The following is a 26061-nucleotide window of genomic DNA, read 5'->3' on the forward strand; positions in this document are numbered from 1 at the left end:
GGCGACCGCGGGCGAGCCGACCACAGGTGAACCGACCGCAAGCGAGCCGACCACAGGGAACCGATCACAGGTGAGCCGATCACCAGGCCGGTCGACCGCCGGTCGGCGCGCGCCATCGGCCGGCGGCGAGCGGACCGCCGAGCCTGAAGACGCCGGGAAACCACGCCGGCGGCGGCGAGTCGATCACCGTTCCGGAGCGCCGCGCGGGCCCTCGGCGGCCGGATCGCCGGACCGGAGGGGCCGCGCGGGCTGACACCGGCCGATCGGCGGGCGATATGAGGAGGCGAGCACCCCTGCGGCCCCCTAGGCTGGGAAGGTGACAGATCGCATCGAGGCAGCCGCGGCTGAACTGCGTCCCCTGCTCCAAAACTTCATCCTCTGGGCGCGTGAGAACGCACCCGGCAGCGATTCCAATCTGGTCGGCTCCGTCGCCCTGTGGCACCGCCTGATCGCCTCCGACGACGTGGGCCGGTGGAAGCAGTCCGACCTGCGCACGGTCCTCCTCGATCGGATGCCACAGGTCGTCGAGGATCCCGACGCCGCCGCCGACGGCATGGTGCCCGCGATCCGCGCCTACCTGACCTTCCTGTCGGAGTCCGACCGCCTGGTCAAGGGCTCCGCCTCGCTGGGCGACCTGCTCGCCGAGCTCGACCGCCTCGAAGACGACTTCGTCGACGCCATGGAGGATCTCGTCGTCGAGGACGACGAGGACGAGGAGTACGACGAGGAGGAGTCCGAGGGGCTCGGCGACTTCGAGCCGTTCGCCGACGAGCTCTCCGAGCTGCCGACGATCAGGCTCCGCCCGGACAACGAGCTGGCCGCGGCCACCCGCAGGGCGACCTTGATCGCCAAGGCCCGCGACCTCGCGGTCTGGGTCGGGTCCGAGCGCCGGGTGGGCGAGACGAGCCTGCTCGACGACACCGAGATCGTCGAGGCCCTGGGGGTCCTGGGGCTCCCGGTCCCCAAGGAGGACGGCGCCTCGCTGGCCGACTCCGTCCCCGCGCTCTGGAACATCTGGAACCTCGCGATCGACCTCGACTTCCTCCAGCCCGAGGGGGAGGACACCGTCAGCGTCGACGCCGACACGGCGGAGTGGCCCTTCGAGGAGGACGACGACGCCCTCGACGCGTGGATGGCGGGCCTGCACTCCATCGACTACGGCGACCCCGAGCTGGAGGACGAGGAGGCCACGATCGCCCTGTCCGGGCTGACCAGGGCGCTGCTGATCCGGGTGCTGCTGGCGACGGGGTCGAAGCCGCTGGCCGAGCTCCGCACCGAGCTGGCCGAGGCCGCCGCCGAATACGACGACCTGGGCGCCGAGGCCTGGACCGCCGCCACCGCGCAGTACGGCGACCCGCTCAACCCCGTGCTCGACTGGCTGGCCGGATACGGCATGGTCGAGGTCGAGCACGACCAGGTGCGGCTGACGCCGCTCGGCATGGAGGGCGTGGTCCACCTCGTGGACGACGCCGACATCGAGCTGGACGCCCGGCCCGCCATCGACGCGATGACGGCCCTCGACCTGCTCTCCTTCGGCGCCGAGCTTCCCGAGGAGGAGGCGGACGCCGAGTTCGCGGCCTGGATGGAGCTGCGCGCCCCCGAGCAGGCCGCCAGGGACCTGCTGGAGGCCGCCGCCGAGGACGACGCGGACGCGCTGATCCGGGTCCAGGCGGCCAGCATGGTCGGCTCGCTCGGCGACGTGGCCGTGCCCGCGTGGCGGGAGGCCCTCGACGAGCCGTCCCTGCGCCCGTACGCGGCCACCCACCTGGCCCAGCTGGGGGTCGAGGACGCTCCCACGCCCACCCAGGCCGACACCCACTGGCTGATCCTCGACATGCTGACCATCTCCGCCGGTCTCGGCCGCCCGGAGTTCGTCAGCAGCCTTGACGACATCGGCAACGTACCGAACCTGGTCAGCCTGCTCGAAGTGATCTGGAAGGTGCCGCACCCGCACCTGGAGGAGCTGCTGGAGGCGATCGGCAAGGCCCACCCGGACAAGCAGGTGGGCAAGGCCGCCAAGCGGGCCCTGTTCAAGGCCCGCTCGGGTCAGAACTAGCCTTCCGGTCCCGCTCCGGAGCCCGGGTGACCGGCTCCGGGCGGGACCGCCCTCCGGCGGAAAAGGCCGGGAACTGCCGGGAACTGCCGGGGCGGGGATGACCGGGGCCGGGAAACTGCCGGGGACGGTCGGGGACGGTCGAAGGCGGGGTCAGCGCATCGGGAAGACGGCGCAGGTCGTGGTGGCGTGGGCGTACATCTTGCCGTCGGCCTCACCCGTGATCCGCGCCTCCGAGGTGGCGACGGTCCGGCCGACGTGCAGGGTTCTGGCCTCGCAGCGCAGCGGCCCGGTGCCCGCGTAGACCGGCCGGACCATGTTCACCCCGAGCTGGACGGTCGTGTATGCCGTGCCGGGCGGCAGCTCGGTCATGATCGCGCACCCGAGGGCCGAGTCGAGCAGGGTGGCGAGATAGCCGCCGTGCACGCTTCCGAGCGGGTTGTAGAGGTGCTCGCCGGTCTCCCCCACGAAGACCGCCAGGCCGCGCTCGACGTGGATTATCCGGAACCCGAGCGTGCTCGCGATCGGCGGCGCGGGGATGCGGCCGTCGACCAGGCGCTCCAGGAATTCCAGGCCCGACAGCTCCGCCACGTCGGCGGGGACCGTCGGTGGCGCCCACGAGTGGGTCCGCGAGATCGTCGGCTGGGTCTGGGGCGTCGTCGACATGGGCTCCACCATCGCGAGGGGGTCATACCTGGGTATGGATTACGTACCCTGCACGGTATTGGATGAGCGGCACCGGCTGGTCCCCGGCGTGACCTCGGGGTCCGCCCGCCGGGACGGCCTGGTCCTCCGAGGAAAAAACATGAGGGGAGATCCGGGACGGGAGCACGGAATTTCAGGAAATCGGGAAATGCAAAAACCCCGGAAGCTGTCGCTTCCGGGGTTCGCGGTGTAGCCCCGACCGGATTCGAACCGGCGCTACCGCCTTGAGAGGGCGGCGTCCTAGGCCACTAGACGACGGAGCCTTGCGAGAGACAGTGGTAGTCCCGACCGGATTCGAACCGGCGCTACCGCCTTGAGAGGGCGGCGTCCTGGGCCACTAGACGACGGGACCCTACACACTGTCATCAGACTCGGAGGGGACCGAATCTGCGGCATCTTCCAGAGAAGATGCAGCTGGGGTACCAGGACTCGAACCTAGAACAACTGAACCAGAATCAGCCGTGTTGCCAATTACACCATACCCCACCGCGCTGGACCCCCTTGCGGGACTCTCTGGCGACTCCGAAAGAATAGCCCAGGTTGGGGGTCAAGACCAAAACGATTGCCGTAGGCCGAATCGCGGTATCACCGGGCTGCCGCCACGAAGGTCCATCGTGTAACGCCGCTGGAGAGATCCAGCCGCATGTGAGGAGTTCCAATCTTGACCGAGAACCCGTTCTTCACCCCCAGTGAGCTGCCCTACGGGCTGCCGCCGTTCGCCCTGGTGAAGGAGGAGCACTACCTCCCCGCCTTCGAGCGGGGCATGGCCGACCAGCTGCGTGAGGTGCGGGAGATCACCGGCAACCCGGAGCCCCCGACGTTCGCCAACACGATCGAGGCCCTGGAGCTCTCGGGACGGATCCTCAAGCGGACCGTGACCGTTTTCTCCAGCATCTCCGCCTCCGACGCGACCGACGGCATCCGGGAGATCGAGACCCAGGTCTCCCCCAGGCTGAGCCGGCACGCCGACTCCATCCGCTTGGACCGCTCCCTGTACGCCAGGATCAAGCAGGTGACCACCGGCGACGCCGAGGAGGCGTGGCTGCTGGAGAAATACCGCGTCGACTTCGTCAGGGCCGGGGCCGACCTGTCCGAGAGCGACCAGGAGCGTCTCAGGGAGCTCAACGAGGAGCTGACCAGGCTCGCCACGACCTTCTCCCAGAACCTGCTGGCGGCCTCCACGGACTCCGCGCTGGTCGTCGAGGACGTCAGGCTGCTGGACGGGCTCTCCGAGAGCACGATCAAGGCGATCGAGAAGGACGGCTCGTACGTCCTGGCGCTGTTCAACCACACCAACCAGCCCGCCCTCGCGGAGCTGACCGACAGGGAGACCCGCAGGAGGCTGTACGAGCTGTCCACGGGCCGGGCCCCGGAGAACTTCGAGCTGGCGGCCAGGATGGCGACGCTGCGCGCCGAGCGGGCGGCGCTGCTCGGCTACCCCAACCACGCCGCCTACTCCGTCGCCGACCAGACGGCCAAGACCACCGAAGCCGTTGAGGAGATGCTCGGCAAGCTGGTGGGCCCGGCGGTGGCCAACGCCCGCCGGGAGGCCGAGGCGCTGAGCGAGCAGGCCGGCTTCCCCATCGAGCCGTGGGACTGGTCCTTCTACGCGGAGCGGGTGCGCAAGGCCCGGTACGACTTCGACGGCGCCGACCTGCGCCCGTACTTCGAGCTGGACCGGGTGCTGCGCGACGGCGTCTTCCACGCGGCGGGCGAGCTGTACGGGATCACCTTCTCCGAGCGGGACGACCTGGCCGGATACCACCCGGACGTGCGGGTCTTCGAGGTGTTCGACACCGACGGCTCGCCGCTCGGCCTGTTCCTGTTCGACCCCTACGCCCGGCCCACCAAGCGCGGCGGCGCCTGGATGAACAACCTGGTCGACCAGTCGCACCTGTTCGACGAACGGCCCGTGGTGATGAACAACCTCAACATCACCAAGCCCGCCGAGGGGCCGACGCTGCTGACGTTCGACGAGGTCAACACCGCCTTCCACGAGTTCGGCCACGCCCTGCACGGCCTGTTCTCCGACGTGCGCTTCCCCCGGGTCTCCGGCACGGCGGTGCCGCGCGACTTCGTGGAGTATCCCTCGCAGGTCAACGAGATGTGGGCCACCTGGCCGTCGATCCTCGCCAACTTCGCCAGGCACCACGAGACCGGGGAGCCCGTGCCCGCGGAGCTCCTGGAGAAGATGAAGTCCGCCGAGAAGTTCAACCAGGGCTTCAGCACCGTCGAGTATCTCGCGGCCGCGCTGCTCGACTGGTCCTGGCACAAGCTGGCCCGGGGCGAGACCGTCGAGGACGCCGAGGCGTTCGAGAAGGCGGCCCTGGAGCGCGCGGGGATCGCCTTCGACCTGGTCCGGACCCGTTACCGGACCAACTACTTCGCCCATATCTTCTTCAGCGGGGTCGGCGGCTACAGCGCCGGCTACTACTCGTACATCTGGAGCGAGGTGCTCGACGCCGAGAGCGTCGACTGGTTCGAGGAGAACGGCGGCCTCGGGCGGGGGAACGGCGACCACTTCCGCTCCACCCTGCTGTCGGTCGGCGGCTCGCGGGACGTGATGGATGCCTTCCGCGACTTCCGGGGGCGCGACCCGCGCATCGAGCCCCTGCTGAAGCGCCGCGGCCTGCTGGTCTGAGCGCCGCCTCCGCGCCTGTGCGAGCCCGTACGACGCCGTACGACGCCGCGTCCGCCCGGAGCTCTTCGGGGATCTTCGAGGGGCCTTCGGGAGTCGTGACCTTCCGGTCTGTGTCTCGGCGCACCGCCGGGGTGTGGTTTCCCGCACCCCGGCCGGGGCCGCAGGCCCAATGCGCCGGGACACGGCCGGCGGGCATCCTGAACGGCATGAGACGACCTTGGAACAGGACGGGCGCTGCGCTCGTCGCCGGTCTGGCCGGCGTCCTGCTGCTGGGAACGGCGGGCCCGGCGATGGCCCGGCAGGAGGCCGCACAGGCCCGGGAAGGGCACGAGGCGCGACGGGCCGCCCCCGCCGTCGCGGCCTCCCCGATCTCACCGGCGTCCCCCGCCGGGGCGGGCGGGGGCGTGACGGTGCGTACCGACGCCGGGTGGGTGAGGGGCGTGGAGGCCGGGGAGCACCGGCTCTTCCAGGGCATCCCGTACGCCGCGCCACCGGTCGGGGAGCTGCGCTGGCGGTCGCCGCGGGCCGTGGCCCCGTGGCAGGGGGTGCGCGACGCCGTCGCGCCCGGTAGCCGGTGCGCGCAGACCGCCGACATCTGGGGGCTGCCGGGAAGCGAGGCGGAGGACTGCCTCTACCTCAACGTGACCGCGCCGGCGCGAGGCGGCGGGGACCGCCCCAGGCCGGTCATGGTGTGGCTGCACGGCGGGGGCCTGACGAAGGGGGCGGGCAGCGACTACGACGCCCGCAGGCTGGCCGCGCGGGGCGATGTCGTGGTGGTGACGGTCAACTACCGGCTGGGGATCTTCGGGTTCTTCGGGTATCCCGGGCTTGAGAACTCCGGGGCGTTCGGGATCGAGGACCAGCAGGCGGCCCTGCGCTGGGTGCGGCGCAACGCGGCGGCGTTCGGCGGCGACCCGCGCAACGTCACCCTGTTCGGCGAGTCGGCGGGGTCGCACTCGGTGTGCGCGCAGCTCGCCTCCCCCTCGGCGGCCGGGCTGTTCCACCGGGCGATCACCCAGAGCACCCCGTGCGGGGCGGGAAGCTTCGAGGGGACCCCGCTGAGGCCGGTCATGGACGTGCCCCTCTGGGTGCCCCGGGCCTCCCACGAGGGCTACGGGCAGATCCTGGCCGCCGGGCTGGGGTGCACCGACCCGGAGAGCACGCTCGCCTGCCTGCGGGACAGGCCGGTGGCCGACCTGCTCGCCCAGCAGCCCCTCCCGCTGCCGGGGTACGGCAACGCGGTGCTGCCCGAGGATCCCGCGAAGGTGTTCCAGGAGGGCCGCTTCCACCGGGTGCCGGTGCTGACGGGCGTCACCCGGGACGAGGGCACGCTGTTCACCTCGCTGATGTTCCCGCCGATGACGGCCACCGAGTACGAGACCGCCGTCAACGACAAGTTCGGCGCCCTGGGGCCGGAGGTCCTGGCCCGCTACCCGCTGAGCGCCCACGACGGTTCACCCCTCCAGGCGGTCGCGGCCGTCATGAGCGACCTGGACTGGGCGTGGCCGGCGCGCGACACCGACCGGCTGCTCGCCCGGCACGTGCCGACCTTCTCCTACGAGTTCACCGACCGTACGGCGCCCGAGCTCTTCCCGCTGCCCAACGGGATCAGGCCGCTCGCCTCGCACGGCTCCGAGCTGTCGTTCCTCTTCGGGGTCGGTTGGGAGTCCGCCCCGCTCACCCCCGGGCAGCGGCGGCTCGGGGACACGATGATCGACTACTGGTCCCGGTTCGCCGCCGTCGGCGACCCGAACCGGCCGGGCCTGCCCTCCTGGAAGCGCGTGCGCCCCGGAGACGGCATGCCGTACGTGCAGGGGCTGGCCCCGGGGCGGGGCGGCGTCGGGCCCTTCGACCGGGCCTCGGCCCACAGCCTCGCCTTCTGGGACGGGCTCGCCGGGCGGGGGACGGAGCCGGGACGCCTCTCGGGCTCCCCGTCCTGAGACCCCTCCCGAGGCTCCGTCCGGGGCCGTCGGGAAGCGAGGAGGGAAAGTGACGGCCCGCCCCCGGGAGAAACCCGGGAGCGGGCCGTCAGGCTGGAACCTCGCGCTGATCCGAGGGGGCGCCGGGCCTGGGAGCTGGAACCTCGTCCCGGCCCGAAGGCGCGGCCGGGCCTGGAAACTCGTCCCGCTCGGAGCGTCAGGCCAGGCCTGGAAACTCGTCCCGCTCGATGCGTCGGGTCAGGCCTGGAGCCTCGCGAGGGCGGCGCGGAGGCGTTCGGCGGAGCGCTCTCGGCCGAGGACCTCGATCGACTCGAACAGCGGCAGGCCCACGGTCCGGCCGGTGACGGCCACGCGCACGGGGGCCTGGGCCTTGCCGAGCTTGAGGCCCTGCTCGGTGCCGACCTCCTCCAGGGCGGTCTTCAGCGATTCGGGGTCCATGCCGACCGTCTCCAGGCGGGCGAGATAGCCGGTGAGGATCTCCACGGCGGAGTTCTTCATGGCCTTGTCCCACGACGCCTGGTCGAAGACGGGCTCGTCCAGGAAGAGGAAGTCGACGTTCGCCGTGATCTCGGACAGGACCGCGATGCGGGTCTGGGCGAGCTCGGCGACCTTGGCGAAGGCCTCGCGGTCCCAGCCGGGCTCCAGCCACGGCTCGCAGCGGGCGATGAACTCCTCCAGGGGCAGGGCCCGGATGTACTCGCCGTTGAACGCGCGGAGCTTCTTCTCGTCGAAGAACGCCGAGGAGGGGTTGACGTTCTCCAGCTTGAACAGCGGCACCATCTCCGCCCAGGGCATGATCTCCCGGTCGTCGCCGGGGCCCCAGCCGAGCAGCATCAGGTAGTTGACCATCGCCTCGGCCAGGTAGCCCTCCTCGCGGTAGGACTCCAGGGCGACCTTGTCGCGGCGCTTGGACAGCTTCTGGCGCTTCTCGTTGACGATGACCGGCACGTGCGCCCAGGTGGGCGGGGTGACGCCGAGCGCCTCCCAGAGCAGCTGCTGCTTGGGGGTGTTGGACAGGTGCTCCTCGGCCCGGACCACGTGGCTGATCCGCATCTCGACGTCGTCGACGACGTTGGCCAGCACGAACAGCGGAGAGCCGTCGCCGCGCGCGATGACGAAGTCCTCCATCGCGTTGTTGGGGAACTCGACGGTGCCGCGGACCAGGTCCTGGACCACGGTGACGCCCTCGTCGGGGGTGCGGAAGCGGACCGCGCCCTCGGTCAGGCCCCGGTCGCGGCAGAAGCCGTCGTAGCCCTGGTGCTCGGAGCCGGTCCGCGCCTTGACCTCGTCACGGGTGCACGTGCAGTAATAGGCCCGGCCGTCGGCGACGAGCTTGGCCACGGCCTCGCGGTGCTGCTCCTCGTACGACGACTGGAAGTAGGGGCCCTCGAAGACCGGGTTGTCGTCGTTGATACCGATCCAGGCGAGCGCCGAGAGGATGCCCTCGGTCCATTCCGGCCGGTTACGCGCGGCGTCGGTGTCCTCGATCCGCAGCACGAACCTCCCGCCGGTCTGCTCGGCCAGGATCCAGTTGAACAGCGCGGAGCGGGCGCCGCCGACATGGAACATGCCGGTCGGCGAGGGGGCGAAACGAACCCTAATCACGGGAGACCACCCGGTTGCTGAGAGTGCCGATTCCTTCGATGAAGACGCTGACCTCGTCGCCGACGTTGAGCGGGCCGACCCCCTCGGGGGTCCCGGTGAGGATGACGTCACCGGGGATCAGGGTCATGACCGCGCTCACGTGGGCGATCAGCGCGGGGATGTCGTACATGAGCTTGGAGGTGCGCGAGCTCTGCTTGACCTCGCCGTTCACCGACGTGACGATGCCGACGTCGCTCGGGTCGAGCTCGGTCTGGATCCACGGGCCGAGGGGACAGAAGGTGTCGAAGCCCTTGGCCCGGGTGAACTGGACGTCCTTCTTCTGCAGGTCCCTCGCCGTGACGTCGTTGGCGCAGGTGTAGCCGAAGATGACCTCGTGCGCCCGCTCGCGGGGCACCTCGCGGCAGAGCCTGCCGATCACCACCGCCAGCTCGCCCTCGTAGTCGACCCGCTGGGAGAGCGCCGTCGGGTAGGCGATGGCCTCACCCGAGCCGATCACCGAGGTCGACGGCTTGAGGAAGACCAGCGGCTCGTCGGGGACCTCACCGCCCATCTCGTGGGCGTGGTCGGCGTAGTTCTTGCCGATCGCGACGACCTTGCTGGGCAGCATGGGCGCGACCAGCCTGACCTGGGAGAGCGAGTATCGCTCGCCGGTGAACTGGATCGGACCGAACGGGTGACCGGAGATCCCGGAGATGAACTCCTCCCCCGGGCCTCCCTCGACCACCCCGAACCCGACACCGTCTCCTGTGGAGAACCTCGCTATACGCACACGACAAGGCTAGTCGCGCTCCGGGTCTGGCCGGACCGTGCCGGTGCCTCCCAACCCGTCACCGAGAAGACCTTCACCATTTACCACCAGAAGGCGCTATAAGTCCGATTTTATCGATACCGCCATGTTTGGTCTAAGAAAAGCTATGTACTGATTTATGTGTATATGAGGGGTATGACCGCTTCAGAAGCATCGGGGGGCCAGGAGGCTTCCTTCGGGGGAAGGAACGGACGTGACTGAAGCCAGCACGGTGAACAGGCCCAAGGGCGACGAGGCCACGGTGCCCCGAGCACGCACCGACAGTCCCGGAGCCCCGGGTGGCCTGATCACCCCAAAGGGGACCACCACCATCGACAGCGGGGTCGTATCGAAGATCGCGGGCCTCGCGACCAGGGAGATCCCCGGCGTGTACGACATGGGTACGGGCACGGCACGCGCCCTCGGCGCGGTACGCGGCATGGTGGGCGGCGACAGGAGCGCCACCCAGGGTGTCTCGGTCGAGGTGGGTGAGCGGCAGGCCGCCGCCGACCTGGAAGTGATCGTCGAGTACGGGATCGCCATCCCCGACCTGGCCGCCGCCGTACGCCGCAACGTGATCACGGCGGTCGAGCGCATGACCGGCCTTGAGGTCACCGAGGTCAACATCAAGGTCTCCGACGTCCACATGCCCGGCCAGGACAGGGAGAGGTCCGAGGAGTCGTCCGAGTCGGAGCCCCGCGTCCAGTGAGAGATCCGGCAGGCGGTGCGGCGGGACCTGGCCGCGAGCCGGAGGACCAGGCCCGCGAGGCCGTCACGCCTCGGCCGCCGGCGAATCCCGGTCGCGAGACGAACGCGCCCGCGCCGCACGCGGAATCCGGCCGAGAGACAGGCGTGCCCCCGCACGAGGAACCCGGCCGCGAGGCGAGCGGGCCCGCGCGGCACAGGGAACCCGGCCAGGAGGCGGGCGCGCCCCCGCACGGAGATCCCGGCCGCGAGACGGGCGCGTCCACGCACAGACCGGAGGAGTCCGCCCGCAGACCAGCCGCCCCGACGCCGGCGACGGCCATACCCGCGCACAGACCGGAGGATCCGTCCCGCAGGCCGGCCTCCGTACCGCGGCAGAAGGCCGCGCCCCCGCGCAGGCAGGAGGACCCAGGCCGCGGACCGGCCGGTCAGGGCCGGGAAACCCGGGAAACGGCGGGACAGGGCCGCGAGACGAAGGTCCCGCCCCGCGAGGCGACCGCCGCGGCCTCGGCCGCGCCGGGTCCCGGGCGCGAGAAAGGGGGCGCGACGGTCACCTCCCGGGGGCCCCTGGAGACTTCCCGGGATTCCTCGCAGACATCGGGCCCGCCGCGCGAGACGGTCGTCGCCCGCGAGCAGGAGAACCCGGCCCGCGAGGCGTCCGGCCTCGCGCACAAGATCGCCGATACCGTGCTGCGCTGCCCCGACGTCGTGGACCTGTCGGGAGGGCCGTTCGGGACCGTGGCGACCTACCTGCCCGGCGAGCGGTTGCCCGGTATCGCGCTGCGCGAGAACGAGGTGGAGGTCTCCGTCGTCGTCAGGCTGGGACGCCCGCTACCGGAGATCGCCGACGAAGTGCGAGCGGCGGTGGCCCCGATGGTGGGCGACCGGCCGGTGAACGTCCATATCGGAGGTTTGAGATGAACAGTTTCCCAGTGTGGTCCGTAGTCGGCACGATCGTCGGCGTCCTTCTGGGCTTCGCCGCAGCCTTCGGCGGCCTCAGTGCGTTCCTGCTGGTGCTCGTACTCGGCGCCATCGGATTCCTCCTCGGCCGCTTCGCGGAGACCGGAGAGGTCGACCTGTCCCGGCTGGCGGCGAGACGGCGATGAACACCCCGGTCGAGCACCGTCCCGCGTCCTCGGGGACGGCCTCGGATCCGGCCTCCCCGTCCGCGCGGGAAGCGGGTTCGGCCCTCACGGAAACCGGGCGGTCCGGGATGCCCGCCGTACCCGCCCAGCCGTCACGGCAGGCCGTACCGGCCGAGCGACGCGGCAGGACCGACATATCCGACCGGGTGGTGTCGCGCATCGCGGCCCGCGCGGCTGGGGAGGTGGCACGGGTGGAAGAGGTCGGCGAGCGGGGGCCGCTGTCCTTTCGCGGCGGCACCCGCGCCACGCTCGACGGTGATCTCGCGACGCTCCGGCTGGACGTGACGGTGGAGTATCCGGCCCCGATCCGCGAGGTGGCCGAGGAGGTCAGACGCTACGTCACCGAGCGTGTCATGGCCCTGACCGGCATGGACGTCGGCTACATCGACGTCGCCGTCACCAGCGTGTCCCCTCCCCACGGCGATCCCCGTGGTGACCGCGAGACCTCGCGGGCCGGGGACGCCGAACCGGCCGGAGAGACCCCGACGGCGAACCCGGCGACGAACCCGACGACGAACCCGGCGCGCGACACCGGGCAGGCCGGTACCGGGGCCCCTGGCCGGGCCGCCGCGCCCGGCGACGATCCCGATGACAGCCCCACCGAGGACATCGTCCCGCTACGTGAGGAGCGATGATGGCCAGGCAGGTACCCGACCCGGCGGAGCCGGTCCCCGGAGCGGAACCGACCGGTGAGACGACGCCACCCCGTGCGGAGATGGCGCAACCGGCCACACCTCCGCCGTACGACACGGCGGAACAGGCCACACCTCCGCCGTACGGCACAACGGCGGAACCGGCCACGGCACCGATGTACGGCACGGAGCCCGCCACGGCGCCGATGTACGGCACGGAACCGGCCGCGCCGCCGATGTACGGCGCGGTGGCGAAGGACGCCGCCGCGGATCGCGCGGCGATCAGGGCGTTCCGCCCGCGCCGGGTGGTTCCCTCGGTCATCACGGCCACCCTGATGACCGTGATCGGCCTCCTTCTCGCCCTGGAGGTCATCTCCGCGCTGATGGGCCGTCCGCTCCGCCTGGTGCCCTACGACCGGATCCTGCCCTGGGCGTCGTCGACACCGTGGAGCGACCCGCGGATGATGGCGGGCGCGAGCCTGGTCGGGCTGGTCGGCCTGCTGCTGGTGCTGCTCGCGATCGTGCCGGGGAGGCCCACCCTGATCCCGGTGAGGACCGGAGACAGGGAGCTGGCCATCGGCATGCAGCGCCGGGGCTTCGCCCGGTCGCTGGCCCACGCGGCCGAGCAGGTGCAGGGGGTCGAGCACGCCCGGGTGCGGCTGCGCGGGAAGGCCGTGCACGTCGCGGCCGACAGCGGCATGCGGGACACCCGCGGACTCGCCGACGCCGTACGGGAGGCCGTGAACCGGCGGATCGTCGCGCTCTCCCCCGTCTGGAAGTATCCCGTCCACGTGCACCTGCGGGAAAAGTGAGCGCCTCGACATCCTCCCCACGTCCCACGGCAGAAGCCCGGGATCTCCACGCTGGAGGTATCTGATGAACGACAAGACCGCCCGGGGCAACCGGCTGGGGTTGCTGATCGTGGGACTGGCGCTGCTGATCCTCAGCGCCCTGGCGATCGCCCGCGGCGCGAGAGCGTTCCCGCAGGCCGTGGCGCCCGCGAGCAGCCCGCTCGTGGACGGCTCGGTACGCCAGGCGTTCGCCGACTACGACCCGTGGCTGTGGTGGGTGCTCGCGGCGGCGGGCATCGTGCTCGCGTTGTTCGGCCTGCGCTGGCTGCTGGTCCAGGGACGTCGCGGGAAGCTGGGCGGCATACGCGTGGACGGCGGCCCCGGCGGAGTCACCGAGGTCGACACGGGCAGCGTGACCGACGCGGCGGCCGCCGAGGCGGGCACGCACCCCGCGATCATCAACGCCACCGCCGCCATGACCGGCACGAGCGACCACCCGGCCGTACGGATGCGGGTGGTGGTCGCCGAGGACGCGCCGATGAGCGTGGTCCGCGAGCAGCTGGGCGAGGTGGTCATCCCGCACATGCGCCAGGCCCTGGAGACCTCGCACATGCCCACTGTCGCCCGGGTGTCCCTGGAGAACGCGCCGCGCCGCTCGAGGACCGTCGCCTGACCCGCGTGACGGAGCGCCGATCATAGAGTGATCAGGGAAACCAACGCTTCGAGGAGACGATGTGCCTTCGGTCGTGAAGATAAACGTGCTGACGGTGTCCGAGGAGATGCGTGAAGCGCTGGAACGCCGCTTCTCCGGGCGGGCGGGGATGGTCGAGTCCGCGGACGGGTTCGAGTGGTTCGAGCTGCTCCGCCCCGTGGACGGCGGCGACCGCTACCTGGTCTACACCCGCTGGCGTTCCGAGGAGGACTTCAGGCGCTGGACCGAGAGCCAGGCCTTCCAGCGCGGCCACGCCCAGGCCGCCGAGGCCGGTCAGACCGGCCAGGGGCAGGAGCAGGGACACGGACACGGCGACGCCCACAGCGCGGCCCAGGGCCACGGCCACGGGCAGGGGCCCGCCGCCACCGGGGCCGAGCTGTGGTCCTTCGAGGTCGTCCAGAGCACCGGCCCCGCGCCGGGGGCCTGACCGGCGACGAGGGGCCCGGCCCGGCGGGTGGCCTCAGCGGCCCAGAGGATCGGCGAGGAGACCTCCGCGGCCCGGAGGGTCGCACCTTGCGGCTCCCAGCGGTCCAGAGGGTCCCAGGGCGGCCTCAGAGGTGCGGAGGGTCGCCCGGCGGCCCCGTCCAGAGGATCGGCGAGGAGACCTCAGCGGTCCGAAGAGGTGCCCGGCGGCCCTCAGCGGTCCAGAGGGTTGGCGGCGATGCGGCCGGCGACCCCCGAGCGGACGAACCCTCCGGCCAGGCTGTCCGGCTTGCGCGCGGCCTGGTCGGTGAGGCACGCGGTGAACTCCGGGCCGATCCCCAGCCGGGGGTAACGCTCCAGCACCTCGGCGCGGAGCTCCGCCGGGAAGTCCTCCGCCCGCCGCCCGGAGATGTCGAGCCCGGTGGACAGTTCGAGCAGATGCCCCTCAGGGTCCTGTGCGGGGTCGACCTTGTCCCACATGTGGCGTACGACGATCTCCGACGCCCGCACGCGACGCTCGACGGGCCATCCGGCCCCGGCGGCGAAGACCCACGCGACATGGCCGCCTGCCTCCTCGAACGGCACGGTGTGGCTGTCGAACTCCTTGACCAGACCGATGTCGTGCATCATCGACGCGACGTACAGCAGCTCGTCGTCGAAGGCGACGCCGTTCATCGCGCCGTAGGCCGCCGCCCACAGGTAGGCGCGAACGGAGTGGTTGAGCAGGGCGGGCGAGCAGTAGGCGGTCGCCACCTCCAGCGCGCCGCGGGCGGCCGTTGTGTCGGGAACGACGATGTCGGCGAGTCTCATGCCGCCCAGCCTGCCGAAACACGGCGGCGACCGCGAGTGGCCGCAGGGACATCGACCGATGAGATCGTGCCACCGGACGGGCGGGGTTCGCCGACGTGCCGCGAGAGCGGAGAACGGCGCGGGCGGCAGGGGTGGCAGGGGCGGCTAGAAAACACTGCGACCCTTGTGAACGCTGCGAACGCTGTGAGGAGTCTGGGAGACCCGCATCTAGTTGCTAACGATGTTTCAGAAGGGACCATCCCAGCTTGACCGGTTTGTTGGGATTCGGACAGCATGATCCGCCCCCCTCGTTCGGCCCGGAAGGAACTGGCGTGCGCCGCCGCACAAAAGCACTCGCTCTCTGCATCACCCTCCTGATGACCTGCGGCGTCACGGCCGGTACCGCGGAGGCCAGGGAGGCGAAACGCACCACCGAGTGCCAGGGCGACTGGCTGCCCGCCACACCGACGGCGGCGGACATCATGAACGGCGAGGTCGACTTCCTCGACATGGCCCCGGTGAAGGTCGGCAAGAACGTCAACTGGCGTACCGACCCCTACCGGAACCGCTCGTGGAGCATGGTCTTCCACTCCCTGCGCTGGATGGGCCGTCTCGTCGCCGACTACGAGACGAGCGGCAACGAGGCGTACCTGGCGCGGGCCGTCGAGATCGCCAAGGACTGGGTGGCCGACAACCCCCGCGGCGGCGCCGGGACCAGCCCGTACGCCTGGCAGGAGCACCCGATCGCGCTGCGCGCCCCCGCGCTGGTCTGTCTCAGCAAGCACGTCGGCGGGTCGTGGCTCTCCGGCAGCCTGGCCGAGCACGCGAAGATGCTCTCCGACCCGAAGCTGTACGAGAAGGGCCACAACCACGGCATCGACCAGGACATCGCGCTGCTCGGCATCGGCTGCCGCTACGGCCGCGACCAGTGGTCCAGCCTCGCGATCAGGCGGCTCACCGAGACCGTGAAGCTCGACGTCGACTCCCAGGGCGTGCTGCGCGAGCAGGCCCCGCGCTACGCGATCTACGTCTACGAGCGCCTGAAGGTCGCGATGGACAACATCGAAGCGTGCAAGCGGAAGGTGCCGGGCGACATCTCCCGGCGCTGGGAGTCGCTGGAGGACTTCATCTCCCACTCCACCCAGCCCGACGGGTTCATGGTCCCGATCGGCGACGGCGGCGCGGACGTGCGGCCGGTCGGCTACGACCGGCCGAAGCAGACCGTACGGGTGTTCGGCGGCGGCTACGTCTACGGGCGCACCGCCTGGGACAAGCCCGAGTCCGCGTTCTACTCCATCCGCTTCGGGCCCGGCGTGAAGTATCACGGCCACGAGGACCACCTGGGCGTGACCTACTACGCCCAGGGCCGCGACGTCCTGGTGGACGCCGGTTTCGACTCGTACGAGAACAGCGGCTACCGCAACTGGACGATGTCCCCCGAGGCGCACAACACGTCGATGGTGGCCGGGGCGAGGTTCCGCGGCAAGACCGCCACCGCGCTGAGCAAGTCCTCGATCGGGGCGGACCGGCAGAGCTACCGGCTGACCGACAGGGCCTACGGCGTGCCCAGGACCCGCTCGGTGCTCGTCAACCACCGCCAGGACGTGATGGCCGTGCTGGACACGGTTCCCAGGGGTTCGAAGGTCCGCAACGTCTGGCACTTCTCCCACAACCTGTCCACCGTCTCCAGCGGTGGCGGCCAGGTCGTGGTGAAGGACAAGGCGGGCTGGAAGGCGACGCTCGTCCAGGTCTCGATGCCGTCCTGCCGCCCGGTCGCCGGGCTGAAGGTGGTCCGAGGCCAGAAGAACCCGTACCAGGGCTGGGTCTCCTCCGCCTACCTGCAGAGACACCCCGCCCCCGCGGTCGTGTCGCCCGCCTCGGGCGACTCCCTGCTGACCGTGGTGGTGCCCGGAAGCGGCAGGCCGTCGCTCTCCTGCTCCGGCGGCAAGGTCAGCCTGGAGACCTCCGAGGGCCAGGTGAGCTTCCGCGTCGGCGGCGCCGACCTCTCCTGACGGGTTCTTCCCTCCGGCCTCCTCCCGGAGAGAACGGCCGGATTTCCCGGCGGGTGCCTTCCGGCGACCCGCCGGGCGCGGCCCCGGAGTGGTCCGGGGCGGCCTCGGAGCGGCCTGGCGGGTGTCAGGCGGTGTGGCCCGCGCGGAGAAGGCCGTAGGTGACGGCCTGCTCCAGCGCCTGCCAGGAGGCCTCGATGATGTTCTCGTCGACACCGACCGTGGACCACTCGCCGGCCGCGTCGCTGGAGGTGATCAGCACGCGCGTGACGGCGTCGGTGCCGTGCGTACCCTCCAGGATCCGCACCTTGAAGTCGATCAGCTCGACCCCCGCCAGCTCGGGGTAGATCCGCTCCAGCCCCAGTCGTACGGCCCGGTCGAGGGCGTTGACGGGGCCGTTGCCCTCGCCGGTGGCGACGATCCGCTCCCCCTTGGCGTGCAGCTTCACGGTGGCCTCGCTGACGACCTCGCCGCCTCGGGCCCGCTCGACGATCACCCTCCAGGACTCGACCTGGAAGTGGCGCCTGCGCTCGCCCGCCACGGTGTCGCGGAGCAGGAGCTCGAAGGAGGCGTCGGCGGCCTCGAAGGTGTAGCCCTTCGACTCCATCTCCTTGACCCGGTTCACCAGCTCCCGCGAGGTGTCGGAGGCGAGCTCGTAGCCCAGCTCGCGGCCCTTGAGCTCGACCGAGGCGCGTCCGGCCATGTCGGAGACGAGCATGCGCATGTCGTTGCCGACCTCGGCGGGGTCGATGTGCTGGTAGAGGTTGGGATCGACCTTGATCGCGCTGGCGTGCAGCCCGGCCTTGTGCGCGAAGGCGGAGACGCCCACATAGGGGGCGTGGGAGTTGGGGACGACGTTGGTGACCTCGGTGATCGCGTGGGCGATCCTGGTCATGTCGGCCAGCGCCTCCCGCGGCACGAGGTCGAATCCCCGCTTGAGCTGCAGGTTGGCCACCACGGTGAACAGGTTGGCGTTGCCCGAGCGCTCACCGTAGCCGTTGGCGCAACCCTGCACGTGGGTGGCGCCGGCCTTCACCGCGGCCAGGGAGTTGGCGACCGCGCAGCCGGTGTCGTCGTGGCAGTGGATGCCGATCCTGGCCGATGTCCCGACGGCCGCGTGCACGACCTCGGCCAGCTCGTCGGGAAGCATGCCCCCATTGGTGTCACACAGCGCGATGACCGAGGCCCCCGCCTCGGCCGCGGTCCGCAGGACCTCCAGCGCGTAGTCCGGGTTGGACTTGTAGCCGTCGAAGAAGTGCTCCGCGTCGAGGAAAACCCTCTGACCCCCCGCGCGAAGGTGGGAGACCGTGTCGCGGATCATCGCGAGGTTCTCCTGGAGAGTCGTGCGGAGGGCCAGTTCCACGTGCCGGTCGTGACTCTTGGCGACAAGGGTCACGACCGGCGCGCCGGATTCGCGCAGCGCGGCCACCAACGGGTCGTCGGCTGCCTTCACACCTGCCCGGCGGGTCGCGCCGAACGCGGCGAGCTGCGCGTGCTTCAGGTCGAGCTCTGTTTGAGCGCGCCTGAAGAATTCCGTGTCCTTGGGGTTGGCACCGGGCCAGCCCCCCTCGATGAAGCCGACGCCCAGGCCGTCCAGATGACGCGCGATGGCCAGTTTGTCGGCCACCGTGAGGTTGAGCCCCTCTTGCTGGGCACCGTCACGGAGAGTCGTGTCGTACACGTGGAAGCGATCGTCGGCCATGTCGTTCTCCTTCGCGGGTTCGATGATTCGCCGCGCGCTCATTCGGCTTCTGGAAACAAAAATGACCCCTCACGGACGTGAGAGGTCTGCGCGCTGGCGGTGTCCCTTTTCAGCCAGCGCGCCTGCCGATAATGAGCAGACCGTAGAACATGATGCTTCGGAGTCTGCCACACGACGACACCATCTGACACATCGATCTCAGGATCCGAGACTCGGGGCGTGTCGAAACGGCCCGGACAGGGGCCGGGCAGGACCCCGGGCACCGGCCCGCGCATGAGCCCGACAGGCCGACCGGGACATCGCCTATAAGCCCAGCCAGGAGCCCGGATACCCGCCGATACAGGTCGAACGGAACTCCATACATGAGTCCGGACAGGACCTCGGATACCGGACGGATACGGGCTGGACAGGACCCGGACACGACCCGGGATCACCCCCCGCCGCCGTCCGGCACGGGCGAGAATGGGCTTTATGAAGGCGACTTATCTCGACCCCACTGTGGGGCAGTATCTGCTCGCGCACACCACCCAGCCCGACGACGTCCTCGACGCGCTCGCCCTCGAGACCCGCGAGCTGACCGGCGACAACGCGTCGATGCAGATCTCTCCCGACCAGGGGCGCTTCCTCACCATGATCGCCCAGCTCTGCGGCGCCAGGAACGCGGTGGAGGTGGGCACCTTCACCGGCTACTCCTCCATCTGCCTCGCCCGCGGGCTCGCCCCCGGCGGCGGGCTCACCTGCTTCGACGTGAGCGAGGAGTGGACGGCGACCGCCCGGAGTTACTGGGACAAGGCGTGGGTCGCCGACCGCATCGAGCTGAGGATCGGCCCCGCGGCCGAGCGGCTGCGCGAGCTTCCCGAACACCCGGCCATCGATCTGGCGTTCATCGACGCCGACAAGGTCAACTATCCCGTCTACTACGAGATCCTCATGTCGCGCCTGGCCCCCGGCGGGGTGATCCTCGTCGACAACACCCTGTGGAGCGGCCACGTCGCCGACCCCAGCAGGGACGACGAGACCGTCAGGCACATCCGCGAGTTCAACGACACGGTCAGCGCCGACGAGCGGGTCACCTCGATCATGCTTCCCATCGCCGACGGCCTCACCATGATTCGAAAGCACTGACGAGAACTTTCCCGAATCCCGGGCGATCGGAAATCTTTCCGATTACTTTAAGCGACATACCGAACACGTTGCGCCCACCCGCACGGGGGAAGGATGACCTCATGGGACTGCTCATGGAGAGATCGATCGCTTACCAGATCACTGATCAGGGAGAGCTCGAACGGCTCTATCTGGAGCTCGTCGACCGGTTCGAGAAGCATCGAATCGAGATCGTCAGCGGCCGGATCGTGGTGAGGGAGATGCCCACGATCGCCCACGCCGATGTCGCGTACCAGCTGATGGCCCAACTCATACCGTTCTCGATGGAGAAAGGATGGCGCGTCTATCCGGAAGCCAGGCTCCTCCTGCAAGTGCAGGCGGATCGCTTCGAGCCCGACCTCATCGTCGTTCCCCCGAACCCTCCCCTCTGGGACCCCAGCCACGTGTACGCCAACGCCACGCTACTGGTCGCCGAGGTCGTCTCCCCGAGCAGCGTTCACGACGACCACGTGGTCAAGCCTCGGGCCTGCGCGATCGCGGGAGTCCCGCTCTACCTGGTCATCGACACCTTCGCGAACCGGTTCAGGCTGCTCAGCCGACCGGGCCCTGAGGGTTACGCCGACGAGATCACCGAGTCGCTGGGCAAGCCTCTCGAGCTCCCCGCGCCCTGGAATCTCACGATCGACACCGGCAAGCTGATCGAAGGATAGGCCGCCCAGGAGGAGGCCCGGCCGGGTGGGCGGCCGGGCCTCCTCTACGCGGACACGCGGGTACCCGGGTACGCGGAACCCCCGGACGCCTCCGGACCCCTCCGTACGGGACTAGCAGATCTTGTGAACCCAGCCGTGCGCGTCGAGGCGCGATCCGTACTGGATGCCCACGAGCTCCTCACGGATCTTGGAGGTGACGGGTCCCTGGGTGCCGTCGCCGATCGTCCAGGCGCGGTCGGCGCCCTTGACCGAGCCGACCGGGGTGACGACCGCGGCGGTGCCGCAGGCGAAGACCTCGCTGAGCTCGCCCGTCTCGCAGCCCCGCTGCCACTCCTCGATCGACAGGCGCCCCTCCTCGGCCTTGAGGCCAAGGCCGGAGGCGAGGGTGAGGATCGAGTCGCGGGTGATGCCGGGCAGGAGCGTGCCGGTGAGCGCCGGGGTCAGCAGGCGGTCGCCGTAGACGAAGAACAGGTTCATCCCGCCCATCTCCTCGACGTAGCGGTGCTCGCTCGCGTCGAGCCAGACCACCTGGTCGCAGCCCTGCTCGACGGCCTGGCGCTGGGCCACGAAGGCCGCCGCGTAGTTGCCTCCGCACTTGGCGAAGCCGGTGCCGCCGGGGGCCGCGCGGGTGTACTCGGTGGAGAGCCAGACGGTCACGGCCTTGCCGCCCCCGAAGTAGGCCGCCGCCGGAGAGGCGATGACCATGTACCTGTAGGTCCTGGACGGGTAGTTGACGCCGAGCGCCGGCTGCGTGGCGATCATGAAGGGGCGCAGGTAGAGGCTGTGTCCCGGCGTGGTCGGGACCCACTCGCGGTCGGTCTGGACGAGCAGCTCCAGCGACTCGACGAACGTCTCCTCGGGCAGCTCGGGCATGGCCATCCGCCGCGCGGAGGTGTTGAAGCGGGCGGCGTTGGCCTCCGGCCGGAAGGTCACGATCGTGCCGTTCTCCTGGCGGTAGGCCTTGAGCCCCTCGAAAAGCTCCTGCGCGTAGTGGAAGACCGACGTCGCGGGGTCGAGGCTGAGCGGGCCGTACGGCACCAGCCTGGCGTCGTGCCAGCCCTCCCCCTCGGTGTAGTCGATCGAGATCATGTGGTCGGTGAAGACCTGACCGAACCCCGGGCTCACCAGTACCTGCTCGCGCTCTGCCGCGGTGCGAGCGTGGTCGGAGAGCTGCACGTCGAAGCTGAGCTTCTGAGCGGTGGTCATCGCAGGATCCTTCTCTTGGTGTCTGGCTTACCCTCGGGTCCATTCTGCGTCGGACCGGGTAACGGGAAACTACTCCATCCATGCCGAAAACCGGCAGTGCTGGAGGAACAAAAAACGCGCCTGGCGGCTCGGGTGAGCCGCCAGGCGCGTTGAGGTCGAGGGAGGCGGCTTCCTCAGCCGGCTACTCGGGCGGTGATGTCGTCGCCGATCTCCCGGGTGGTCCGGCCGGCCCATCCGGCCAGCCGCTCGACCAGGTCGTCGGCGACGGCCTGCTCGACCTTGGTGGCCTCGCGGGCCATGCCCAGGTGGTCGAGGAGCATGGCGACCGACAGGATCGTGGCGGTCGGGTCGGCCTTGCCCTGGCCCGCGATGTCGGGGGCGCTGCCGTGGACCGGCTCGAACATGCTCGGCGCGGTGCGGTCGGGGTTGACGTTGCCGCTGGCCGCCAGGCCGATGCCACCGGCGATCGCCGCGCCGATGTCGGTGAGGATGTCGCCGAAGAGGTTGTCGGTGACGATCACGTCGAAGCGCTCCGGCTGGCTGACGAAGAACATCGAGGCCGCGTCGACGTGACAGTAGTCGGTCTGGACGTCGGGATACTCCAGGCTGACGCGGTCGAAGGTGCGGGCCCAGAGGTCGCCGGCGTAGGTGAGCACGTTGGTCTTGTGAACCAGCGTCAGCTTCCTGCGGGGGCGGCCGAGCGCCTTGTCGAAGGCGTAGCGCACGACGCGCTCGACGCCGTAGGCGGTGTTCAGCGACTCCTGGGTGGCGATCTCGTGCGGCGTGCCCCGGCGCATGACACCGCCGGCTCCGGCGTACGGGCCCTCGGTGCCCTCGCGGACGACGATCATGTCGATGTCCTCGGGGCGGGCCTTGCCCAGCGGCGTCTCGACGCCGGGGAAGAGCTTGACCGGGCGGAGGTTCACGTAGTGGTCGAGCTGGAAGCGGAGCTTGAGCAGCAGGTCGCGCTCCAGGATGCCCGGGGGCACGCTGGGGTCGCCGACCGCGCCGAGCAGGATCGCGTCGTATCCGCGCAGCTCGTCGAGGACCGGGTCCGGCAGGGTCTCGCCGATCTCGTGGTAGCGCTTGGCGCCGAGGTCGTAGGTGGTGGTCTCCACCTTCGTGCCGACCGCTTCGAGGACCTTCAGCCCCTCGGTGACGACCTCGACTCCGATTCCGTCCCCGGGGATGACCGCCAGGCGAATGTTACGCGAATCCATGCAGGCACCTTACCGGCCCGTCTCGATGATCGAACACCGGTCTCACCCTTCGGACGTATCCGCGTGGCGGCACCCCTGATCGTTTTGTCCACCTTTGCTAGGTGTTGACCGTTTCGTGAGGTTTGGTTATGGTCCTCCCATTCGCATCAATGCCTAATTCGTACGGGCCCTCCCCTTACCGGGTCCGTACGGAGCCGGGGAACCACTCTTTCCGGAATCCACCGGGCCCCCGGGAACCCCGCTCCTCCCCCGGAGCGCGTTCCCGCTCGCCACCACGTGGATTCCTTGGGGCGAATCAGCGCGTTCTCGCGCCGTAGGGCGGCCTCCACGCCCGAGCCCGACAGCTCACCCGGCCGGCCTTATGGAAGGAATCATCCTGTCCGGCACAGTTCTCCCCCGCGTCATGTCCATGTCCGTCTCGATACTCGTCGCCGGTACCGCGGTGTTCGCGACCGCGACCGCCGCCCTGGCCGCCGCCCCTCCCCCCGCCCCTGGGCCCGCCGCACTCAACACCCCCACGTTGAAGGAGGCGCTGAAGGCCACGGCCGTCAAGCCCGCCTGGGAGAAGGCCGTGAAGTGGGCCATGTCCAAACGCGGGACGCCCTACGTCTGGGGCGGCACCGGCAACGGCGGCTTCGACTGCTCAGGCCTGGTGCTCCGCGCCTACGGCGCCGCCGGGATCAAACTGCCCCGCGTCACCAACGACCAGTACGCCGCCTTCTCCAAGAAGATCGCCTGGAAGGACCTCAGGCCCGGCGACCTGGCCTTCTTCAGCGGCCTCGGCCACGTCGGCATGATCACCAAGCCCGGCTACATGGTTCACGCCCCACGGACCGGCGACGTCGTCAAGGAGGAGAAACTCGACTCCTGGCGCCGCGACTCCTTCGTCGGCGCGGTGCGCCCCGACCCGCAGGGAGTTCAGCTGACCAAGCAGGTCGAGCTCGCGACCGAAACCGTGACCGGCGGATGAGACACGCCGGCGGATCATCGCCGGGAGGCCACGGAGACCCCGGCGGCGAGAACAGGTTCAGCGAGTGGGGACACCACCGTTGTCCCGGCGGTCCAGAGCGGTCTGGAGCGCGTCGCCGGCCTCGTCCTCGGCCTCGTCGGGACGGTTCCAGGGATACATGTCGTACATGGCGAATCTCGTCTCGGTCGCATGCGAGCAAGGAAGGTGGTCAAGACTCCGGTCGGGGCTCCGACCAGGCCTGATGTCGCGGGTCCGGATCACGGACCGGCGGCGGGGGCTTGGAGCCGGCAAGCGCCACGACACCGCGGCGGGTCGCCGGCCTGCCCCTGTCAGGCCCCGCCGCGGCAGATAAGAATTACGAGAACCTGGCGCATTTCATTTCAGGTTACCTGGCCACGGGAACGCCGTCTCGCCCGGCGTACGCACTTCTCACATGCTGAGACGAAGTATGGCCGCCGCCCCGGTCTCGGGGACGGCGGCCATATCGGCGGGACGGCTAGTCGGCCAGGTCGACCGAGCGGCCACTGTCGGCGCCGATCTCCGAACCGATCTGGTCGATCACCTCGGCCGGGATGGCGGTGTCGACGGTGAGCGCGATGAGCGCCTTGCCACCCTTGACGTCGCGGGCCACCTGCATCGAGGCGATGTTGATCGAGTGGTCACCGAGGATGCGGCCGACCACGCCGACGATGCCGGGGCGGTCGGTGTAGGTGAAGAACGACAGGTGGTCGGTCGGCTCGATCTCCATCTGGTAGCCGTTGACCTCGACGATCTTCGTGATCTGCCTCGGCCCGGACAGGGTGCCGGAGACCGAGACCGTGCGGCCGTCGGCGAGGACGCCGCGAACCGTCACGACGTTGCGCCAGTCGGGGCTGTCGGAGCTGGTGACCAGCTCGACCGACACGCCGCGGTCCTTGGCCAGCAGCGGGGCGTTGACGTAGGTGACCGAGTCCTCGACCACGTCGGTGAAGACGCCCTTGAGCGCGGCCAGCTCCAGCACGCGGACGTCGTGGGAGGCGATCTCGCCGCGCACCTCGACGTCGAGCTTGGTGGCGACCTCGCCCGCGAGGGCGGTGAACACCCTGCCGAGCTTCTCGGCCAGCGGCAGGCCCGGCTTGACGTCCTCGGCGACGGCGCCGCCCTGGACGTTGACCGCGTCCGGCACGAACTCCCCGGCGAGGGCGAGCTTCACGCTGCGCGCGACCTGGGTGCCGGCCTTCTCCTGGGCCTCGTGGGTGGAGGCGCCCAGGTGCGGGGTGACGACGACCTGGTCGAGCTCGAAGAGCGGGCTGTCGGTGACCGGCTCCTTCGGGAACACGTCGATGCCGGCGCCGGCGACGCGGCCCTCCTTGATCGCGGAGTAGAGGGCGTTCTCGTCGATGATGCCGCCGCGGGCGACGTTGATGAGGCGCACGTTCGGCTTGACCGCGTGCAGCTCCCTGTCGCCGATGAGACCGATGGTCTCCTTGGACTTGGGCAGGTGCACGGTGATGAAGTCGGCCTCGCTCAGAGCCTCCTCCAGCGAGACCAGCCGGACGCCCATCTGCGCGGCGCGGGCCGGCTGCAGGTAGGGGTCGTAGGCGATCAGCTCGACGCCGAACGGCTGGAGGCGCTGCGCGACCAGCTGGCCGATCTTGCCGAGGCCGAGGATGGCGACGACCTTCTCGTCGAGCTCCACGCCGGTGTACTTCGAGCGCTTCCACTCGCCGCCCTTGAGCGCGGAGTGCGCCTGGGCGACGTTGCGGGCGGAGGCGAGGATCAGGGCGACGGTGTGCTCGGCGGCGCTGGTGATGTTGGAGGTCGGGGCGTTGACGACCATGACACCGGCCTTGGTGGCGGCCTCCACGTCGACGTTGTCCAGGCCGACGCCCGCGCGGGCGACGACGCGCAGCTTGGGAGCGTTGGCGATCGCCTCGGCGTCGACCTGCGTGGCGCTGCGCACGATGAGCGCGTCCACGTCGGCGAGGGCGGGCAGGAACTGGGCACGGTCGGCGCCGTCGGTGTGGCGGACTTCGAAGTCCGCGCCCAGAACCGCGAGACCGGCCTCGGAGAGTTCCTCAGCGACCAGTACGACGGGCTTGTTCACAGGCTGGATCCTTACTAGACGGTGAGGGGTGCACGGACCTCACGTAGTGTATCGGCGCTTGTGAACGTGTTCACGAGTGTCCCGCGATCCGAGACGCCCCGCCGCACCCCCGAGTGCCCCGGATAC

The 26061-nt window shown here is 70.2% G+C and carries 22 protein-coding genes, 3 tRNA genes and 1 riboswitch; of the genes, 14 read left to right on the forward strand and 11 right to left on the reverse strand.

All coding sequences use genetic code 11. The features are described 5' to 3' along the window. Positions 1-316 precede the first annotated feature (316 nt). Positions 317-2056, forward strand: a complete 1740-nt coding sequence (locus tag ACSDR0_RS09815) for a hypothetical protein (RefSeq protein WP_435288440.1) — start codon at positions 317-319, stop codon at positions 2054-2056. 150 nt (positions 2057-2206) lie between these two features. Here ACSDR0_RS09815 and ACSDR0_RS09820 read toward each other — a convergent pair whose 3' ends face one another. The 4 genes from ACSDR0_RS09820 to ACSDR0_RS09835 all read right to left on the reverse strand — a co-directional run bounded on the left by ACSDR0_RS09820 (position 2207) and on the right by ACSDR0_RS09835 (position 3244). Then, entirely contained in the window at positions 2207-2719 is a 513-nt protein-coding gene (locus tag ACSDR0_RS09820) for a PaaI family thioesterase (protein WP_435288441.1), read from the reverse strand. Between the two features lie 229 nt (positions 2720-2948). Continuing rightward, positions 2949-3021 (reverse strand) — tRNA-Glu (locus tag ACSDR0_RS09825). Positions 3022-3034: 13 nt separating this feature from the next. Continuing rightward, positions 3035-3110, reverse strand: a tRNA-Glu gene (locus tag ACSDR0_RS09830). Between the two features lie 62 nt (positions 3111-3172). Then, a tRNA-Gln gene (locus tag ACSDR0_RS09835) sits at positions 3173-3244 on the reverse strand. A 175-nt stretch (positions 3245-3419) separates the two neighbouring features. On the opposite strand from ACSDR0_RS09835, the gene ACSDR0_RS09840 reads away from it, so the two are divergent. Then, the gene (locus tag ACSDR0_RS09840; protein ID WP_435288442.1) at positions 3420-5399 is read left to right on the forward strand and encodes a M3 family metallopeptidase; all 1980 of its coding nucleotides are present in this window, start codon (positions 3420-3422) and stop codon (positions 5397-5399) included. 206 nt (positions 5400-5605) lie between these two features. Beyond that, entirely contained in the window at positions 5606-7339 is a 1734-nt protein-coding gene (locus tag ACSDR0_RS09845; RefSeq protein ID WP_435288443.1) for a carboxylesterase/lipase family protein, read from the forward strand. A 237-nt stretch (positions 7340-7576) separates the two neighbouring features. Here the strand turns inward: ACSDR0_RS09845 and gltX are convergent, their stop codons facing one another. Together gltX and ACSDR0_RS09855 are read right to left on the reverse strand one after the other, a co-directional pair. Next, positions 7577-8908 (reverse strand): glutamate--tRNA ligase, encoded by a 1332-nt coding sequence (gene gltX / locus ACSDR0_RS09850; protein ID WP_435288588.1) that lies wholly within the window; start codon positions 8906-8908, stop codon positions 7577-7579. 28 nt (positions 8909-8936) lie between these two features. Next, the gene (locus ACSDR0_RS09855) at positions 8937-9713 is read right to left on the reverse strand and encodes a fumarylacetoacetate hydrolase family protein (RefSeq protein ID WP_435288444.1); all 777 of its coding nucleotides are present in this window, start codon (positions 9711-9713) and stop codon (positions 8937-8939) included. Positions 9714-9945: 232 nt separating this feature from the next. On the opposite strand from ACSDR0_RS09855, the gene ACSDR0_RS09860 reads away from it, so the two are divergent. The 7 genes from ACSDR0_RS09860 (at position 9946) to ACSDR0_RS09890 (ending at position 14143) form a co-directional block, all read left to right on the forward strand. After that, entirely contained in the window at positions 9946-10440 is a 495-nt protein-coding gene (locus tag ACSDR0_RS09860; RefSeq protein WP_435288445.1) for an Asp23/Gls24 family envelope stress response protein, read from the forward strand. A 143-nt stretch (positions 10441-10583) separates the two neighbouring features. Further along, entirely contained in the window at positions 10584-11357 is a 774-nt protein-coding gene (locus tag ACSDR0_RS09865) for a hypothetical protein (RefSeq protein ID WP_435288446.1), read from the forward strand. Then, positions 11354-11542: a hypothetical protein gene (locus ACSDR0_RS09870; protein WP_435288447.1), complete on the forward strand. Its 189-nt coding sequence runs from the start codon at positions 11354-11356 to the stop codon at positions 11540-11542. Before ACSDR0_RS09865 ends, ACSDR0_RS09870 begins: the two co-directional genes overlap by 4 nt. Then, positions 11539-12216: an Asp23/Gls24 family envelope stress response protein gene (locus tag ACSDR0_RS09875; RefSeq protein ID WP_435288448.1), complete on the forward strand. Its 678-nt coding sequence runs from the start codon at positions 11539-11541 to the stop codon at positions 12214-12216. The genes ACSDR0_RS09870 and ACSDR0_RS09875 overlap by 4 nt, the downstream gene beginning before the upstream one ends. Continuing rightward, on the forward strand, positions 12216-13025 hold the full coding sequence (locus tag ACSDR0_RS09880) for a DUF6286 domain-containing protein (RefSeq protein ID WP_435288449.1): 810 nt from the start codon (positions 12216-12218) through the stop codon (positions 13023-13025). Before ACSDR0_RS09875 ends, ACSDR0_RS09880 begins: the two co-directional genes overlap by 1 nt. 64 nt (positions 13026-13089) lie before the next feature. Then, entirely contained in the window at positions 13090-13677 is a 588-nt protein-coding gene (locus ACSDR0_RS09885; RefSeq protein ID WP_435288450.1) for a hypothetical protein, read from the forward strand. A 61-nt stretch (positions 13678-13738) separates the two neighbouring features. Beyond that, on the forward strand, positions 13739-14143 hold the full coding sequence (locus tag ACSDR0_RS09890) for an antibiotic biosynthesis monooxygenase family protein (protein WP_435288451.1): 405 nt from the start codon (positions 13739-13741) through the stop codon (positions 14141-14143). Between the two features lie 209 nt (positions 14144-14352). Here the strand turns inward: ACSDR0_RS09890 and ACSDR0_RS09895 are convergent, their stop codons facing one another. Then, the gene (locus ACSDR0_RS09895; RefSeq protein WP_435288452.1) at positions 14353-14949 is read right to left on the reverse strand and encodes an HD domain-containing protein; all 597 of its coding nucleotides are present in this window, start codon (positions 14947-14949) and stop codon (positions 14353-14355) included. A gap of 311 nt (positions 14950-15260) precedes the next feature. Here ACSDR0_RS09895 and ACSDR0_RS09900 point away from each other — a divergent pair, with 311 nt between their 5' ends. Then, entirely contained in the window at positions 15261-16940 is a 1680-nt protein-coding gene (locus tag ACSDR0_RS09900; protein ID WP_435288453.1) for a heparinase II/III domain-containing protein, read from the forward strand. 124 nt (positions 16941-17064) lie between these two features. Here the strand turns inward: ACSDR0_RS09900 and cimA are convergent, their stop codons facing one another. Continuing rightward, complete coding sequence (cimA, locus tag ACSDR0_RS09905; protein ID WP_435288454.1) at positions 17065-18639, reverse strand: citramalate synthase; 1575 nt, start codon at positions 18637-18639, stop codon at positions 17065-17067. A 471-nt stretch (positions 18640-19110) separates the two neighbouring features. Here cimA and ACSDR0_RS09910 point away from each other — a divergent pair, with 471 nt between their 5' ends. Both ACSDR0_RS09910 and ACSDR0_RS09915 read left to right on the forward strand, forming a co-directional pair. After that, positions 19111-19764 (forward strand): O-methyltransferase, encoded by a 654-nt coding sequence (locus ACSDR0_RS09910; protein WP_435288455.1) that lies wholly within the window; start codon positions 19111-19113, stop codon positions 19762-19764. Between the two features lie 101 nt (positions 19765-19865). Further along, positions 19866-20453, forward strand: coding sequence for a Uma2 family endonuclease (locus ACSDR0_RS09915; RefSeq protein ID WP_435288456.1), 588 nt, complete (start codon positions 19866-19868; stop codon positions 20451-20453). Positions 20454-20564: 111 nt separating this feature from the next. On the opposite strand, the gene ACSDR0_RS09920 is transcribed toward ACSDR0_RS09915, so the two are convergent. Together ACSDR0_RS09920 and ACSDR0_RS09925 are read right to left on the reverse strand one after the other, a co-directional pair. After that, complete coding sequence (locus ACSDR0_RS09920) at positions 20565-21659, reverse strand: branched-chain amino acid aminotransferase (RefSeq protein ID WP_435288457.1); 1095 nt, start codon at positions 21657-21659, stop codon at positions 20565-20567. 173 nt (positions 21660-21832) lie between these two features. Further along, positions 21833-22879, reverse strand: a complete 1047-nt coding sequence (locus tag ACSDR0_RS09925) for a 3-isopropylmalate dehydrogenase (RefSeq protein ID WP_435288458.1) — start codon at positions 22877-22879, stop codon at positions 21833-21835. 140 nt (positions 22880-23019) lie between these two features. Continuing rightward, positions 23020-23253, forward strand: a riboswitch (cyclic di-AMP (ydaO/yuaA leader). A gap of 35 nt (positions 23254-23288) precedes the next feature. Here ACSDR0_RS09925 and ACSDR0_RS09930 point away from each other — a divergent pair. Continuing rightward, entirely contained in the window at positions 23289-23849 is a 561-nt protein-coding gene (locus tag ACSDR0_RS09930) for a C40 family peptidase (protein WP_435288459.1), read from the forward strand. A 496-nt stretch (positions 23850-24345) separates the two neighbouring features. On the opposite strand, the gene serA is transcribed toward ACSDR0_RS09930, so the two are convergent. Next, entirely contained in the window at positions 24346-25935 is a 1590-nt protein-coding gene (serA, locus tag ACSDR0_RS09935) for a phosphoglycerate dehydrogenase (RefSeq protein WP_435288460.1), read from the reverse strand. Positions 25936-26061 lie beyond the last annotated feature (126 nt).

This window comes from Streptosporangium sp. G11 (genome assembly GCF_051192615.1).
Taxonomy (GTDB): domain Bacteria; phylum Actinomycetota; class Actinomycetes; order Streptosporangiales; family Streptosporangiaceae; genus Streptosporangium.